17 protein-coding genes are annotated in these 15,812 nt (G+C 66.8%); 6 read left to right on the top strand and 11 right to left on the bottom strand.

Going from position 1 to position 15,812, the window contains the following annotated elements; genetic code table 11:
• The first annotated feature begins 12 nt into the window (after positions 1 to 12).
• The 6 genes from G0Q01_RS05485 to G0Q01_RS05460 all read left to right on the top strand — a co-directional run bounded on the left by G0Q01_RS05485 (position 13) and on the right by G0Q01_RS05460 (position 6,796).
• Positions 13 to 1,461: an oligosaccharide flippase family protein gene (locus tag G0Q01_RS05485; protein WP_164189822.1), complete on the top strand. Its 1,449-nt coding sequence runs from the start codon at positions 13 to 15 to the stop codon at positions 1,459 to 1,461.
• Positions 1,454 to 2,473 carry a sulfotransferase gene (locus G0Q01_RS05480; RefSeq protein WP_164213063.1) on the top strand — a complete coding sequence of 340 codons (1,020 nt, stop codon included), beginning with the start codon at positions 1,454 to 1,456 and terminating at the stop codon, positions 2,471 to 2,473. The genes G0Q01_RS05485 and G0Q01_RS05480 overlap by 8 nt, the downstream gene beginning before the upstream one ends.
• Positions 2,470 to 3,729, top strand: coding sequence for a polysaccharide pyruvyl transferase family protein (locus tag G0Q01_RS05475; protein ID WP_164213062.1), 1,260 nt, complete (start codon positions 2,470 to 2,472; stop codon positions 3,727 to 3,729). Before G0Q01_RS05480 ends, G0Q01_RS05475 begins: the two co-directional genes overlap by 4 nt.
• Before the next feature lie 415 nt (positions 3,730 to 4,144).
• Positions 4,145 to 4,858 carry a sugar transferase gene (locus G0Q01_RS05470; protein ID WP_164189816.1) on the top strand — a complete coding sequence of 238 codons (714 nt, stop codon included), beginning with the start codon at positions 4,145 to 4,147 and terminating at the stop codon, positions 4,856 to 4,858.
• 679 nt (positions 4,859 to 5,537) lie between these two features.
• Entirely contained in the window at positions 5,538 to 6,044 is a 507-nt protein-coding gene (locus G0Q01_RS27055; protein ID WP_203594916.1) for a DapH/DapD/GlmU-related protein, read from the top strand.
• Complete coding sequence (locus G0Q01_RS05460; protein WP_164189813.1) at positions 6,044 to 6,796, top strand: SGNH/GDSL hydrolase family protein; 753 nt, start codon at positions 6,044 to 6,046, stop codon at positions 6,794 to 6,796. Before G0Q01_RS27055 ends, G0Q01_RS05460 begins: the two co-directional genes overlap by 1 nt.
• On the opposite strand, the gene G0Q01_RS05455 is transcribed toward G0Q01_RS05460, so the two are convergent.
• From G0Q01_RS05455 to dctP, 11 genes are all read right to left on the bottom strand, one after another.
• The gene (locus tag G0Q01_RS05455; protein WP_164189811.1) at positions 6,781 to 7,266 is read right to left on the bottom strand and encodes a glycosyltransferase; all 486 of its coding nucleotides are present in this window, start codon (positions 7,264 to 7,266) and stop codon (positions 6,781 to 6,783) included. The genes G0Q01_RS05460 and G0Q01_RS05455 overlap by 16 nt on opposite strands.
• Entirely contained in the window at positions 7,263 to 7,712 is a 450-nt protein-coding gene (locus G0Q01_RS05450; protein ID WP_164189809.1) for a UDP-N-acetylglucosamine--LPS N-acetylglucosamine transferase, read from the bottom strand. The genes G0Q01_RS05455 and G0Q01_RS05450 overlap by 4 nt, the downstream gene beginning before the upstream one ends.
• A 228-nt stretch (positions 7,713 to 7,940) precedes the next feature.
• Positions 7,941 to 8,213, bottom strand: coding sequence for a hypothetical protein (locus G0Q01_RS05445; protein ID WP_235939659.1), 273 nt, complete (start codon positions 8,211 to 8,213; stop codon positions 7,941 to 7,943).
• 62 nt (positions 8,214 to 8,275) lie between these two features.
• Positions 8,276 to 8,989, bottom strand: coding sequence for a NapC/NirT family cytochrome c (locus G0Q01_RS05440; protein WP_108970597.1), 714 nt, complete (start codon positions 8,987 to 8,989; stop codon positions 8,276 to 8,278).
• Positions 8,990 to 9,015: 26 nt separating this feature from the next.
• Positions 9,016 to 9,459: a nitrate reductase cytochrome c-type subunit gene (locus tag G0Q01_RS05435; RefSeq protein ID WP_108970596.1), complete on the bottom strand. Its 444-nt coding sequence runs from the start codon at positions 9,457 to 9,459 to the stop codon at positions 9,016 to 9,018.
• 37 nt (positions 9,460 to 9,496) lie between these two features.
• The gene (napH, locus tag G0Q01_RS05430; protein WP_164189806.1) at positions 9,497 to 10,402 is read right to left on the bottom strand and encodes a quinol dehydrogenase ferredoxin subunit NapH; all 906 of its coding nucleotides are present in this window, start codon (positions 10,400 to 10,402) and stop codon (positions 9,497 to 9,499) included.
• Positions 10,399 to 11,232 (bottom strand): ferredoxin-type protein NapG, encoded by an 834-nt coding sequence (gene napG, locus G0Q01_RS05425; RefSeq protein ID WP_164213061.1) that lies wholly within the window; start codon positions 11,230 to 11,232, stop codon positions 10,399 to 10,401. Before napG ends, napH begins: the two co-directional genes overlap by 4 nt.
• 44 nt (positions 11,233 to 11,276) lie before the next feature.
• Positions 11,277 to 13,769, bottom strand: coding sequence for a nitrate reductase catalytic subunit NapA (gene napA, locus G0Q01_RS05420; protein WP_164189802.1), 2,493 nt, complete (start codon positions 13,767 to 13,769; stop codon positions 11,277 to 11,279).
• A gap of 3 nt (positions 13,770 to 13,772) precedes the next feature.
• Positions 13,773 to 14,045, bottom strand: a complete 273-nt coding sequence (locus tag G0Q01_RS05415) for a chaperone NapD (RefSeq protein WP_164189800.1) — start codon at positions 14,043 to 14,045, stop codon at positions 13,773 to 13,775.
• Positions 14,042 to 14,506 (bottom strand): ferredoxin-type protein NapF, encoded by a 465-nt coding sequence (locus tag G0Q01_RS05410; RefSeq protein WP_235939650.1) that lies wholly within the window; start codon positions 14,504 to 14,506, stop codon positions 14,042 to 14,044. The genes G0Q01_RS05415 and G0Q01_RS05410 overlap by 4 nt, the downstream gene beginning before the upstream one ends.
• A gap of 327 nt (positions 14,507 to 14,833) precedes the next feature.
• Positions 14,834 to 15,805: a TRAP transporter substrate-binding protein DctP gene (gene dctP / locus G0Q01_RS05405; protein WP_164189796.1), complete on the bottom strand. Its 972-nt coding sequence runs from the start codon at positions 15,803 to 15,805 to the stop codon at positions 14,834 to 14,836.
• Positions 15,806 to 15,812 lie beyond the last annotated feature (7 nt).

Here is a 15,812-nt window from a genome sequence, read left to right as displayed (position 1 = left end):
CGGAGGGGCGCGATGATCCGCAGCGGCCTCTTCATCTTTGGCGGCAACGCGCTTGGCGCGCTGTTTCTCTTCGTGCGCAACGTCTTCCTCGCCCGGCTGCTGCCGCTCGAGGACTACGGGGTGGCGATGACCTTCGCGATCATCGTCGCGGTGCTGGAGCTGGCCTCGAACATGGCCGGTGACCGGATGCTGGTGCAGGCCGAAGATGGCGACGATCCGCGGCTCGAGAACACGATGCACCTGCTCGAGATCGCCCGCGGCATGGGGCTGGCCCTGCTGCTCTTCCTGCTGGCGCCGCTGCTGGCCCACTTCTTCAAGGCGCCCGAGGCGCTGCCGGCCTTCAAGACGCTGGCGCTGGTGCCAATGATGCGTGGCTTCCGGCATCTCGACATCTTCCGCGTGCAGCGGCGGCGGGAGTTCCGTGGCATCGTCATGACGCCGCTGGTGGCGCAGCTTGTCGCCTGTCTTGCCGTGGTGCCGCTGGCCTACTGGCTGCGGGACTACCGGGCGATGATGCTGTCGATCCTGATCCAACACGCGCTGATGGTGCTGCTGTCGCACGTCTATGCCGAGCGCCGCTACGGCGCCGTCTTCGACCGGGAGCTGATGCTGCGCATCGCCGGCTTCGGCCTGCCGCTGATGATCAACGGGGCGCTGATGTTCGTGGTGATGAACGGCGAGCGCCTGATCGTCGCGAACCGGATGGGGCTGGCAGAACTGGGCTGGTTCAGCGCCGCGCTGACGCTGGCGCTCACCCCGACGCTGATCATCGGCAAGACGCTGCAAACCCTCATGCTGCCGCTGCTTTCCGAGCGGCGAAACGCGGGCAGCGACTTTCAGGATGTGGTACAGGTGTCGTTGCAGGTGCCGCTGCTGGCGGGGCTGGCCTTTGCGGTCGTCATGTCGATCATCGGGCCCTGGGTCTTCGTGATGCTCTTCGGCGCGAAGTTTGCTGCGGCGGTCGACCTGCTCGTGCTGCTCTGCATCGCCCAGGGGCTGCGCGTCGCCCGCTCCGGCCCCTCGACCATTGCGGTGGCGACCGGCCAGACCAGCAATCCAATGCTCGCCAGCCTGGTGCGGGTCAGCGTGCTGCCGGTCGCGCTGGCGGCGGCGCTCTGGCTCGATGCCGATCTGCGGCAGATCGTGCTCATCTCGATCGTCGGCGAAGTGCTCTCCGGCCTCACCTCGATCGCGCTGGTCCGGCACCGGGTCGGCCTGAAGGCCGGGGTGATGATCTGGCCGCTCGTCCTCGCCGGGGCGAGCTTTGCGCTGCTGGTCCTGGTCACAGAGATCTGGCCGGTCCCGTCGGATCCCGCCCACATCTTCAGCCTTCGGAGCCTCTTGCTGCTCGTCGCCCTGCTGTGCAGCGCGATGACCATGCAGGAGGCATTGCGCTTCCTGTCGCTGAGGCTGAAGCGGAGCGCTGCCCCGTCCGCAAAGAGAGGCCCCGCGAATGGATAGTTCCCCCGCGGCGGGACCGCGTCTCATCCACATCGGCTACCACAAGACTGGGACGACCTGGCTCCAGCGGACGCTCTTCGTGCCCGAGAACGGCTATGTCCAACTGCTGGACCACCGCGAGATCTTCGAGACGCTGGTCCGGCCCTACCCGCTGGCCTTCGATCCCGAAGAGGTCGCCGCCCGCGTCGCCGGCCCGCTCGCGCAGGTGCCGGTGGGCTCTGTGCCGATGCTCTCGTCCGAGATCCTCTCGGGCAACCCGTTCTTTGGCGCGCGCGACTGCCTGCTCTGCGCCGAGCGGCTGAAGGTCTGTTTCCCGCGGGCGCGGATCCTCATCACCATCCGCGAGCAGCTCGCCGCCATCGTCTCGACCTACATGCAATACCTGCGCCGCGCCGGAACCCTGTCGCCGCAGGACTTCTTCGACGCCCGGGTCGAGCCGGGTTACGGCGCCTTCGATCACAGGCACTTTCAATATGACCGTCTGGTGGCGGAATACCGGCGGCTCTTCGGGGCGGGCAATGTGCTGGTGGTTGCCAACGAGGCGCTGGCGGCGGACCCCATGGCCGTGGCGACCCAGGTGGCCGAGTTCAGCGGCATCGCCGGGCCACGGCAGGTCAACCGCGCGCGGGTCGGCGCCAGCGCCCCCGAGGCGGCGGTCGGCGCCTTGCGTGTGGTGAATCTGCTGCGCAGCGGACCGACCTCGACCGCGACATTGGTGGATCTCGGCGCCGCCGGGCATTGGCTGCACCGGGGCACGTCGAAGCTCTTCCAACTGCCGCCGTTGCGGCGCTACGCGGCCGGCCGCCGACCGGTGCTCGAGGTGGTGCGCCGCCGCTACGCGGGCGCCTTTGCCGAAAGCAACCAGCGGCTGCTCGAGATGATCGGGCCGACGCCGGGCCTCTCGCGCTACGAGGGCGTCTCGATGATCGGGTCGGACACCCATTTCGCGCCGGATCCGGAGGGGCAGGGCGCGTCGCGCGCGGCCACCACGTTGAATTCGAGCGGGGCATGACGCGCATGAGCCCCATGCCGCGCGACCCGGGCGGGGAGCTGGTCATCGGCCTTCTGGGGCACACGGTCACCTCGTCGAACCTGGGGATCGGCGCGCTGACCCTCTCCGATATCCGCATTCTCGAGGAGGTGGCGGCGACGCTCGGACGGGACATCCGCTTCGAGCTGACCGCCTGGCACGAGCCGCACCCGGTCTACATCGAGCGGCCGAACCTGCGCTATCACCCGCTGTCCCGCGGCTTCATCCTGCGCCGCGACGGGCTGCGGGCGATGGCCCGGCGCTGCGATCTGGTGCTCGACATCTGCGGCGGCGACAGCTTCACCGACATCTACGGCCCCAAGCGCTTCGTGATGCAGCTCGCCGCCCAGGCAGCGGTGACCGGCACCGGCACGCCGCTCGGCTTTGCGCCCCAGACCATCGGCCCGTTCAATCGCGTCTGGGCCCGGCGCGCCGCTGCCTGGATCCTGCGCCGCGCCGCCTTTGTCTGCGCGCGCGATGCGCTGTCCTCGGAGTATGTGCGGAGCTTCGGGGACGTTCGCATCACCCTGATCGAGGCCACGGACGTCGCCTTTCACCTGCCCTATGCGCCGCGCGCCAAGGCACATGAGGTCGACGGGAAGATCCATGTCGGGATCAATGTCTCGGGTCTGCTCTTCGCGGGCGGCTACACCGGCAAGAACGAGTTCGGCCTGAAGATGGACTACCCGACACTGCTGCGGCGCCTCATCCGGGAGTTCTCGGAGCGGGACGACTGCGTGGTGCATCTCATCGGACATGTGATCATCGACAGCGCCTCGGGCGCGGGAGAGGACGACCAGCGCGCCTGCGAGCAGCTCGGCGCGGAATTTCCGGCAGTGATCGTCGAGCCACCGGCGCCCGGGCCCAGCGAGGCAAAGAGCGTGATCTCGGCCATGGATTATGTCTTCGGGGCGCGGATGCATGCCTGCATCGCCGCCTTTTCCTCGGGTGTGCCGGTGCTGCCCATGGCCTACAGCCGCAAGTTCCTCGGCCTGTTCGGCACGCTCGGCTATGGGCATGTCGCCGATTGCCGCACCGCAAGCAGTGCCGAGGTCGAGGCGCTGATCCTCGACGGCTTCGACAGGCGCGGCCAGCTCGCCGCGCAGATCGAGAGCGCCAACCGCGAGGCGCTGCGGCGGCTCGATCTCTACCGGAGCTTTCTGGCAGGGGTGCTCTGCGGACCAGACCGCCGCGTTGCGGCGCCGGGGCGCGCACCCGACCCGGATATCCAGGCGTAACGTTTCGGTGATCTGGCTGGAGCGGACGACGCGCGCCGCAATTGTCCGCGGACTGCGCGGTAGATTGGCATTTCCCGACAAGGCACTGCACGCCGCAACCGCCATGGGCGAAATCCCGCAGGAAGATCGACCTAGACGTGCAAATTGGCGCGCAATGAATTAATTATAAGGAATCGGCGGAGCCGGGATCTGCGACACCCTTTCTGCGGACCGCCGACGTAAATTTCATGCATATATGGTGCTTCGTCAACGTGATGACGAAGGGCAAGTCTCTCGCTCTGCGCGCGGCATATTGCCCGGACCGTGTGAAATACCCCGTGAAATATTTCGATAGCGATCTCTGCTTTTCATCCTGAAATCTATGATTTCCGGCGCGTGATCCGCGTCTGAATTGGAAATCCTCTGGGGGGCCAATATGAAAATTAGACGATTTGGCATCACGTTCGACTGGGTCACCCTTCTCCACGGCTCACCCCTTGAGCTCGACCCGGTCTTCGGCGCCCGGGGAGGGAGCCTCGGGCATGTGTTCTATCGGAACGTCGGCAAGCGGGTTCTCGATCTGACGCTGGTCCTGCTGTCCGCCCCGTTGACCCTTGTCCTGCTGCTGCCCTTGGTGCTCCTTGTTGCGACGGATCGGAGCAACCCTTTCTTCAGCCAGATCCGGCTTGGGCGGGGAGGACGGCATTTCCGGATGTGGAAACTGCGCTCGATGGTCCCGAACGCGGAAGAGCTGCTCCATGCGCACCTCGCGGCCTGCCCCGAAGCGCGAGAGGAATGGGAACGGGACCAGAAACTGAAACAAGACCCGCGGATCACCAAGCTCGGCCATTTCCTGCGCAAGTCCTCGCTCGACGAGCTGCCGCAGTTCTGGAATGTCTTCGTCGGTGACATGAGCGTCGTCGGCCCGCGACCCATGCTGGAAACGCAGCGCACGCTCTATCCCGGCAACGACTACTTCGAGCTTCGGCCCGGCATCACCGGCCTCTGGCAGATCGAGGCACGCAACCAAACGTCCTTTGCCGACCGTGCGCGGTTCGACACCGGCTACAACAACGGACTGTCGCTGAAAACGGATCTGCGGATCATGCTGGCGACGGTCTTCGTCGTCTGCTCCGGCACGGGCCACTGAGGAGGGGTCTTTCGCCTTCCCAAGAGCGGGGTCACCGCCGGATCGACGCATCGGAAGGTGGGGGTGCGTCCAGCGACCGCGTCCCGCCGCTATGTCCGCGAGGCTGGCGACCGCCAGAAAAGTGCCATGGCGACCGCCACGAGGGGCCATACCAAGCACAGGGCGTCGCCAAGCACTGCGTGACGCCATGACCTGTGGCCATGCCGCCTGCGCTCGCGGTGAGTGAGGGTGAGCGCGACGACGACGGTCGCCAGATAGGCAAACAGAAGGATGTTCAGGAGGCTCATCACGTGCTCCAACCTCGTCGAAGTGCCCGGCTACCGCGGAACTGTACTGGCCAAGGGGGGAACTCTCTGCAGCCTAGCATAAGACCCGGCACATTGTCGCATTTGCTGCCACAATACGCGGGTGCGTTCGGCGGGAAATGGCGCATCTGGAAAGAGGTTAGGAAAATCTGGTTTGTTTTGTCGGCCTGGCCGAATCTTTTAGGAGTGATATTGCGAATCAATATGATATGTTTCGTGAATTGAGGGAGCGTTACAGAAAAATAACTCAATGGGTGTTGGGTGGCCTTGGTTGATTGAACTGCTACACCCATCAGATCACACTTGAGGTGCATGGAGGAGAATTGGAGCCCCAGGCGACGATAATTCAGGGACCCATTGGATTGGCGATTTACATGGTGGATCAAAGCGTTCCGAAGATGAAAAAGGCGCGCCGGCGGGGGCTGAACCGTCTCGCGCCGCTGCGCAATCTGCTGGTGTCGCTGCGCCGGGCCTATCTGGTGCACGTCTGGAAGATGGACCTTGACCCGAGCTGCCAGTTTTCCTTGTCGGCCAAGTTCGACCGGACCTTTCCGATCGGTGTGCATGTCGGCAGGAACAGCTACGTCGCCTTCGAGGCGCGGATCCTGACCCATGACATGACGCGGGGGCTCTACTTGCACACGCGGGTGGGCCGGAATTGCTTCATCGGCGGGCGGGCGCTGATCCTGCCCGGGGTCGAGATCGGCGACAACAGCGTGGTGGCGGCGGGCGCTGTGGTGACCAAGTCCGTGCCCCCGCGCAGCATCGTCGCGGGCAATCCGGCGCAGATCGTCCGCTCGGGCATCGACGTGGGGCGTTTCGGACGGTTCACCTCCGCAGACGAGACCGAAAGTCGGCTCGCGTCGGCCGGGGAGACCTGATGCTGCTTTCGCGGCCCGGGGCCGCTCTGCTCATGATCCTCGTCACGCTCGGGCTCCTGGGCACCGGCTTGGTGCTGGCCCGCTGGGCGGGAGTCGAGCTGCGGCCCGTGCCCCGGCTCGGGGACCGGCCCTTCGCGCTGGCCCTGCCCGAGGGGCGGCCCATCCGGCTCGCCGTCCTCGGCACCAGCCTGACCGCGGGAGAGCCCTGGCCCGGGGACGTGGCGGGTCGGCTGAGCAGGTGCATCGGCCATCCCGTGGCGGTCTTGGTCGTCGCGAAAAACGGCGCGGGGTCGGAGTGGGGGCTGACGCAGGTGGCGCGGGTCGCCGCCGAGAGACCGGACCTGCTGCTTGTCGAGTTCGCGATCAACGATGCGGATGTGACCGGGGGGATGTCCTTGGCACGCTCGGCCGAAGCGCATGTCGCGCTCATCCGCGCGCTGCGCGCCGCATCTCCCGCAACGACGATCGCGCTGATGACGATGAGCCCGGCACAGGGCCTGCGCGGCCTGAGCCGGCCGCGGCTGCGCGCGCACTACCAGCAATACCGGACCCTGGCCAAGGACATGGGCCTGGGGTTGATCGACCTCTACCCGAGGTGGCTGGCCCTGCCGCCCTCAGCCCGCGGCCTGTCGAGGGACGGGCTGCATCCCGAGCCGGGCACGGCGGCACATCTCATCACCCCGGTGATCGTCGAGGCCGTGGCGCAAGCGCTCACGGGAACCGGCTGCAGCGAGCGTCAGCGCAGGTCGTGAATGAAGCTGTGAAGCCGTTCGATCAGCGCCAGATGCTCGGGGCTGGGGGCGCCGTCCTCGCCGGCCGCATCAAGGCCGGGCCTCAGCAGGAGCCGCTCGAGGTCGCCCTGTTCGAAGGCCACGTGCACGCCGCGCAGGCCCTTCACGTGGCGGACCGTCGCCATCTGGTGATCGTTGCGGTGCTCGCCGAGTGCGGCGCGCCGGGGAAAGAGGATCAGCGGCTTTCCGAAGCGCCGGGCCGAGAGGATCGAGCCGATCCCGGCGTGCGACACCACGACCCGCGCTTCGCCGAAGAGCGCGCTGAACTCATGTGGGGGGAGCGTCTGCCGCGTGTCCAGATTGGCCCAATGTCCCGCGACCGAGGCGCCCACCTGGGCGATCACCGGCTCGGCGAGCCGCGGCGCGATGGCGTCCAGCGCATCGATCAGCCGCGGAAAGGGCAGCTGGGTCCCGACGGTTGCGAAGATCACAGGATGGACCCTGCGTATTCGACCTGCGCCTCCCGGGCCACGTGCTCCCATTGGCTCAGCCGAAGATGCGCAACATGGCGGGCGAGCCGCCCAGAAGTGGAGAGGCATTCGGCGTTGGCGACGCTGTCGATCCACACCCCCTTGGCGCCGACCAGACGCCCGGCCACCAGCGCGATGAGCCCCGGCAGCGCACCGGTGGTGACAATGATGTCGGGACGCTCGCGCAGCACGATGCGGCAGACGGCGGCAAAGCAGCGAAGTGCCGCGCGCGGCGTGTTCTGATTGCACTCGGGGATGATCGCCGCAGGCAGGGCGCCGAAATCATCTGGCAGCCCTCGCAGCGTGGTCAAAAAGAAGACCTCGTCGCCATCGAAGGCGTGGCGGACCCGCTGGAGCTGCTGCCAATGCCCGCCCGCCGAGGCAACCGCGAGGATCTTTTTAGACACTTCCAATCTCCTTTTCGAAAATGCCAAGCAGCGGCCGGGGCCGGGCGTCGATCTTCTGAAATTTGATACTGGAATGAACCAAGCTGCGCGCAGGCGCAGGCCGAGAGACCGGTCGCCCCCGAATGACGGCGCGCGGTCGATCAAGGATACACCAGGACCGAGGCAGACCTAAGCAGATTCACACGCGGCGCACGGCCCCGGCGAGGTGAAGCTCAGCTTTGCCGCCGATCACACCCGCGCGCCCTTGCGACGCACGGCGCAGCCGATCAGCCCGGCAAGGATGCCGATGAGTGTCGAGATGCTGTATTCCAGCGTGGAGATCGGCACATGGGCGGACTGGTGACCGCCGAGAATCAGCGGCGAGAGCACGCCGATCGCGCCGCCAAGGATCATCGCGACGATCCAGTTCCGCGTCGTCATGCCGAGCGTGACGCCAAGGATGCCCGGCAGGCCGAGGATGCTGCCCCCGATGGTGCCGAGAAGATCAAGCAGGCTCAGCATGGTCGTGTCTCCCTACGTTGCTGGCGCGGCGGCGTGCACGGGCCGCTCCGGCGCCCTTCGGATCAATCGGCGGAAATGCCCAGGTAGGACTTGATCGAGGCGACATCGACGCCCCCCGATGCATCCTGCAGCTTGGTCTGCGCGAGCGTCTCGACGACGTGCTGGTACTCCTCGAGGTACCCGGGGGCGAGATCGTGGGCGATGCCCTGGTGGCAGTCGATGCAGGTCATATCCTCGTCGAGCGCGCGCTGGTGGTTCTGCGCTGCCCGGGTCTCCTGAATGGTGAAATCCATGTATTCGAAAGCGTGGCAGTTTCGGCATTCGCGGCTGTCGGTGGCCTTCATCTTCTTCCACACCGCCGCCGCCATCTCGAGCCGCCGGTCTTCGTATTTCTCCGAGGTGTTTATGGTGCCCATCACCTCGTGGTAGACGTCCTTCACCGCCATGATCTTGGCCTTCATCTTGTACTGCCACTCGTGCGGCACGTGGCAGTCCGAGCAGATCGCCCGCACGCCCGAGTGGTTGTTGTAGTGGATGGTCTGGCGGTACTCGCCGAGGTTGGTCTCCATCGAGTGGCAGGAGGTGCAGAACTCCTCGGTGTTGGTCAGTTCCAGCGACCAGTGGAAACCGCCCCAGAAGAGGATGCCCGCCAGGAACCCCGCGATCAGCAGGAAGCCGGTGCTGAACAGCCCGGTGGGGCTCCAGAAGGCATCCCAGATGCGGAGCAGAATGTTGCGGCGGCCGGGCTTGTCGCCGTGCGTGTTGTTGTCCGGCATCTCGTCTCTCCCATTGGGCCGTTGCTTCAGCGCATTTCGCTGGAGGCTTCGAAGTCGTTGCCGACCAGCGCCGGCGCATCCGCCTGCGGGACGTGGCACTGATTGCAGAACCAGCGGGTGCCGGCGACGGTGTCGAGCTGGTTGCCGCTGCGGTCGAGGTAATGGGTCATCGACAGTGTCGGGGCGCCGCGGTCGCCGGCGTTGCTCCAGTCGTGGCAGCTGAGGCACTGGTTGGTGCGCAGGTCGATCTGGTACTGGGTCATGGAATGGGGGATGACCGGCGGCTGCTGGCGGTAGTTCCGCACCTCGCGGCCCAGCTGCTGGGGATAGACTTCGGGCGGCTCAAGTTCCTGGTCGACCGATGCGCCGCGCAGGTCCTGGACGCCTCCCGAGGTCTGTGCGACGACCAGCCCCGCGACCAGCAGGGGCGAGGCGAAGGCGGCGATCTTCGCGATGACCGTCAGTTTCATGGGCGCTCTCCTTAGTTGTCTCGCAGGGAAAATCCCCTCAGGCGGCGGTTGTCCCGGAGCGGTCCGGTGGTGGCAGGACTTCGACGTGCTGGTCGAAGCGGTGGGTGAACTCGAAGACATTGACCGAGCAGACATCGACGCAGCGGCCGCAGTTGGTGCAATCGGGCGAAAGGATCAGCGGCGTCTTGCCCGGCGCGCCGCGCAGGGCGGGGGCGATGACGTGGTTTTCCGGGCAGACGGCGAAGCACTCCATGCAGTCGTCGCAGGCGGCGCGTCTCGTGGCGCTGACCCGCAGCAGGCTATGCGTGCCCAGCAGGCCGTAGAAGGCGCCCACCGGGCAGAGATGCCCGCACCAGCCGCGGCGCGAAACCAGCAGGTCGAAGAGAAAGACCAGCGCCACGAGCGCCCAGGCAAAACCCATGCCGAAGACCAGACCGCGGTGCAGCATGGTGATCGGGTTGACGACCTCCCAGGCGATGGTTCCGGTCAGCGCCGAGACGACGAACACCATGGCGAGCAGCCACAGCCGGGTGTGCCGCTTCGGCTGCCAGCCCTTCTGCAGGCCGAGCCTCGCGTGCAGCCAATGCGCGGCATCGGTCACCGGGTTGATCGGGCAGACCCAGGAGCAATAGACCCGCCCGCCGATCAGCGCGTAGGCGGCGAGCACGATCAGGGCGCCGATCAACGCCGTCAGCTCGGGCAGGTGCCCGGCGACGAGGCTCTGCGCCAGAACCATCGGGTCGGTCAGCGGCAGGATGCCAAAGGTGCGCGAACCCGCCAGCGTGCCCGCCACCCACCACAGCCCGAACCACGGCCCAAGCAGGAAGAGCCCGAGGAAAAAGGCCTGCGACAGCCGCCGCAGGAGCAGGAAGCGATGCGCCCGCCACCAGCCCTTGAGGCGGATCGCCTCTTCGCCGACCGGGAGTCGCGTTCTTGCCGTCATTCGCCCGCTCCCGGCACGGGGGCGCCCGGAAGCCTGAAACTCGGCTCGAAGCCGCCCGGCGCGGCAAGGGTGTCGGTGCCCGGCCCGGGCAGGCGGTCGGGCAGGTCGATGATCCCCTCGACCAGCGGTCCGCCATGCTCCTCCATCTCTTCCCAACCCTTGCGGTAGTGCGCGGCAGGGGCCCCGCGGGCGAGCCGCAGCGGCAGCACCTTGATCGCCGCCTCGGGCAGCACGCAGCTCTGCTCGCATTTGCCGCAGCCGGTGCAGTGCTCGGCGTGGACCGTGGGCGCAAAGATCGCGTGATGGCCCGAGCGCTCGTTGTGCGACAGCTCGAGGGTGATCGCGGCGTCGATCACCGGGCAGACCCGGTAGCAGACGTCGCAGCGCAGCCCGAGGAAGTTGAGGCAGTTCTCCTGATCGACCAGCACGGCGGTGCCCATGCGCGCGGCGTCGATATCGGTGAGCGCCGGATCGAGCGCGCCGGTGGGGCAGGCGGCGACGCAGGGGATGTCGTCGCACATCTCGCAGGGCACCTCGCGGGCGGTGAAGAAGGGCGTGCCGGTGGCCGGTCCGTCCTCGCCCAATTCGGCCAGCGCCAAAGTGTCATAGGGGCAGTCGCGCACGCAGAGCCCGCAACGGATGCACGCCCCGAGGAAATCAACTTCGGGCAGGGCTCCGGGCGGGCGCAGCGCCTCGGCGGGCAGGGCGCGGGCATCATGGCCGAGCCAGGCCAGCGCGCCCCCGGCCAGCGCGCAGCCGCCCGCCATCCGCGCGGTGTCCATCAGGAACCTTCGGCGTTGCGGCGACAGCGGCGTGGCAGCGGCGGGCATCACGGGCCTCCTCTGACGTCTCCCTCAGGGCCGGGGGGATCGGCTCACACGCGCTCGACCTTGCAGGCGCACTTCTTGAAGTCGGTCTGCTTCGAGAGCGGACAGGTGGCATCGAGCGTCAACTTGTTGATCAGCTGGCTCTCGTCGAACCACGGTACGAAGACGAGCCCTTTCGGCGGCTTGTTGCGGCCGCGGGTCTCCAGCCGGCTGAGCATCTCGCCGCGGCGGGTCGAGATGTTGATCTCCTGCCCGCGCCGCAGGCCCCGCGCCTCGGCGTCCTCCGGGTGCATGAAGACGACGGCGGCGGGGAACGCCCGGTGCAGTTCCGGAACGCGGCGGGTCATCGAGCCGGAGTGCCAGTGTTCGAGCACCCGCCCGGTCGAGAGCCAGAGGTCGTAGTCGTCGTCGGGCACTTCGGGCGGCGCCTCGTAGGGGGCAAAGATGATCTTCGCCTTGCCATCCGGGTAGCCGTAAAAGGACACCTCCGAGCCCTCGGGCACATAGGGGTCATAGCCCTCGCGGAAGCGGTAAAGCGTTTCCTGCCCATCGACCACGGGCCAGCGCAGCCCGCGCGCCTGGTGGTATTGCTCGAACGGCGCGAGGTCATGGCCATGGCCGCGCCCGAAAGTGGCATATTCCTCGAAGAGACCCTTCTGGACGTAGAAGCCGAAGTGCTGGGCCTCGACATTGTCGAACCCCTCGGCGGTCTCTTCGAGCGGGAACTTGTCGACAGTGCCGTTCTGGTAGAGCACCTCGTAGAGCGTCTTGCCGGCCAGCTCGGGCTTCTTGGCGACAAGCGCGTCGCCCCAGGCCTCTTCGACGGTGAAGCGCTTGGCGAATTCCATGAGTTGCCACAGATCCGAGCGGGCCTCGCCCGGGGCCATGACCTGCTGGCGCCAGAACTGGGTGCGGCGCTCGGCGTTGCCGTAGGCGCCCTCCTTCTCGACCCACATGGCGGCGGGCAGGATCAGATCGGCCGACATGGCCGTGACGGTCGGATAGGCATCCGAGACGGTCACGAAATTGTCCGCGTTGCGATATCCCGGCCAGCCCTCCTCGTTGATGTTGGCCGCCGCCTGCATGTTGTTGTTGCACTGCACCCAGTAGGCGTTGAGATTGCCATCGCGCAGCGCGCGGTTCTGCTCCACCGCGTGCAGGCCGGGCTTGTCGGGGATGGTGCCCTCGGGCAGCTTCCAGATCTCCTCGGCATGGGCGCGGTGTTCGGGGTTGGTGACCACCATGTCGGCAGGCAACCGGTGCGAGAAGGTGCCCACCTCGCGCGCGGTGCCGCAGGCCGAGGGCTGGCCGGTCAGCGAGAAGGGCGAGTTGCCCGGCTCGGAGATCTTCCCGGTCAGCAGGTGGATGTTGTAGACCAGCCCGTTCACCCAGGAGCCGCGGGTGTGCTGGTTGAAGCCCATGGTCCAGAGCGACATGACCTTGCGGTCCGGATCGGCATATTGCTGGGCCAGCCGCTCGAGCTGATGCGCCGGCACGCCGGACATCTCGGCGACCTTCTCCAACGTGTAGTCCGAGACCGCCGCGGCGTATTCGTCGAAGTCGATCGGGGTCAGCTCGCCCGAGTTGGGATTGGCGGCGGCCTGCTGCAGCGGGTTGGTGTCGCGCAGCCCGTAGCCGATGTCGGTGGCGGTCTTGGTCAGGTTGACGTGCTTTTCCAGGAAGTCCCAGTTCACCGCGTCGGTCTGGATGATGTGATTGGCGATGTAGTTGAGGATCGCCAGATCGGTCTGCGGGGTGAACACCATGCCGTTGTCCGCGAGCTCGAAGCTGCGGTGCTCGAAGGTCGACAGCACGTGCACCTGCGCTCCGGGCTTGGTCAGTCGCGTGTCGGTGAGCCGTGACCAGAGGATCGGGTGCATCTCGGCCATGTTCGAGCCCCAGAGCACGAAGGTGTCCGCCTGCTCGAAGTCGTCGTAGCAGCCCATCGGCTCGTCGATGCCGAAGGCGCGCATGAAGCCGACCACCGCCGAGGCCATGCAGTGCCGGGCATTGGGGTCGATGTTGTTGGACCGGAACCCCGCCTTCATCAGCTTCGAGGCGGCGTAGCCCTCCCAGACCGTCCATTGCCCCGAGCCGAACATGCCGACCGAAGTTGGTCCCTTGGCGGCCAAAGCCGCCTTCCACTTCTCGGCCATGACATCGAAGGCCTCATCCCAGCTCACCGGCTCGAACTCGCCGTTCTTGTCGAATTGTCCGCCCGACTTGCGCAGCATCGGTGTGGTCAGACGGTCGGCGCCATACATGATCTTCGACAGGAAATAGCCCTTGATGCAGTTCAGGCCGCGGTTCACCGGCGCCTCGGGGTCACCCTGCGTGGCGACGACGCGGCCCTCCTTGGTGCCCACCAGCACCGAGCAGCCTGTGCCGCAGAACCGGCAGGGCGCCTTGTCCCAGCGGATGTCCGAATTGCCCGGGGTTTGGGCCAGCGCGGCAGGGGCGAGAGAGATGCCCGCGGCGGCGGCGGTGCTGGCGGCGGCGGTGGCCTTGAGGAAAGTCCTGCGCGAGTCCGAAATGGTCATGGGTCAGGTCTCCGGATGGGGGGCGGCGGGGGATGGGCGCTGCGGGGGCTCTTCGAAATGGTGGTAGTTGATGGTCAGCGAGATCACGCCGCGGATCTGGTGCAGCGACATGATGATGTCCGAGGCAAAGGCGGTGTCGGTGTCCTCGACCACCACCACCAGCCGGCCGTCTTCGGTTTCGGCATGCACCTCGACCCCGTCGAGCGCTTCCATCTGTGCCCGGGCTTCGGGCAGCGCGTCTCTTAGGACATGGACGAGGCAGCCGCAGATGTTCATCCCGAGCCCTCCGCGACGGGCGCGGGCCGCTCGAAGGCCACCGCCCCGGCAGGGCATGTGGCGGCGCAGGCGCCGCAACCGGTGCATTGCGCGGTGTCGAGCTCCGGCGCGGCCCGGCCGCCGGTCATCAGGCGGAAGCGGATGGCGCGGGGCGCGCAGGCGTCCTCACAGGAGCGGCAGGAGATGCCATTGAGCGAAAGGCAGCTGTCGGTGATGACGGCGCGCCACGGCCAGTCGGACACGGCCTCGGAACGCAGGGCGCCGGTCTCGCAGGCCGCGGCGCAGGCTCCGCAGAACGTGCAGGCCGCTTTCGAGAAATCGACGACCGGCGTCGACCCTCCGGCGGGGCCCTCTTGGCGGATCTCGTGGCGGATGATGAGCGCTTCGGGGCAGGCGCGGGCACAGGCGCCACAGCCGTTGCAGAGCTGAGAAAACCCGGACTGCGCGCCAGGAGGCCGCATCAAAGGGGCGGAGGGGCGGGTCGGTTGCCCTCGCAGGAAGTCGCGTCTGCTGTGCTGGGTCGTCATGGACGTCCTGGCCTTCCGATGTCTCCGCGATCAATCCTGCGGACTCTTGATATGAGTCCGAGACTGCCACAGGTTGTGCTCCCTAGAAACCTCGCAGTGCTGGAACTCCGAAAACCGTCGAAAATCCGCCAGTAGGGCGGGGATGCTCCAGAGATGCGGGGCGGAACTTTGCGGCGCGTCCCGTCAATGGAATAGAAACGGAATAGAAAAAGCCGAGGGCCATGGGCCCCCGGCTGACTGTTTTGGACCGGTCGTCCGCCGTCAGTCGGCGAAGAGCTCGCGCAGCTTCGCGCCGTGCTCGGGGCTGGTCGCGAGGATCGGTTTCCAGCCGGACTCCTGCGCCAGCGCGCCAAATTCGGTGGCCGCATCCGCGTCGAGGTCGATCATCTCGATCCCTGCCTCGATCTGCTTGGCTTTCTCGGCCTCGGCAAGGTCCTGCACCAGCGAGGAGGAGGATTCGGTTTCGATCATCAGGTCGCTGAGGAAGGCCTGCTGCTCTTCGGACAGCGACTGCCAGGTCTTGAGGCTCAGGTAGAGGCCGGTCTCGACCTGGTAGAAGCCGGGGTTCACCCGCGCACCGGTCTTGTCCTGCCAGCCAAGGTCGAAGACACCGATCGAGGGCCAGCCATAGCCGTCGATGACGCCGCGCTCGAGCGCGGTGTAGACCTCGCCCGGGGCGGTCTGCATCGGGGTGGCGCCAAGATCCTTGAAGAAGGCCTGGTAGACCGGCACCGAGCGCAGCTTCAGTCCGTCGAGCTTGCCGCCCTCGGGCGCCTCGTTGAGGTAGATGTGGTAGTTGATGCCCTGCGTCAGGCGGCCCAGCCAATGGATCCGGGCTTTGTCCTCGTGCAACTGGTTCATCAGCGCGTAGCCGCCGTTCTCGCGCAGCTCCGACATCGGGCGGGTGGCGAGGGTCATGGCGACGCCCTCGGGCACGAGGCTGGCGTGGAACACCGCGGTGGTGTTGGCGATGTCGACAATGCCGTTGCACAGCGCGTTGCCGATCTCGAAGGGGGGCATGGCCTCGGGCCCGCCGATCACCTCGATCTTCAGGACGCCCTCACCCTGCGCGTTCACCTTCGAGACGAAATCCTCGAAGGGTTTGGCGAAGGTGGTGCCGGGCTGGAAGGCGGTGATGGCGCGCAGCGTGGTCTCTGCCGCGGCGAGCGGGCTTGCCAGGGCGAGCGCTGCCGCAACGGCCATGCCTGCCGTTTTGAGGGAGCGGATTTTCATTTTTGTT

It is taken from the genome of Salipiger sp. PrR007 (genome assembly GCF_010499845.1).
GTDB lineage: Bacteria > Pseudomonadota > Alphaproteobacteria > Rhodobacterales > Rhodobacteraceae > Salipiger > Salipiger pacificus_A.
The sequence above is the reverse complement of the archived record's forward strand: the minus strand, read 5'-3'. Positions and strand labels throughout refer to the sequence as shown.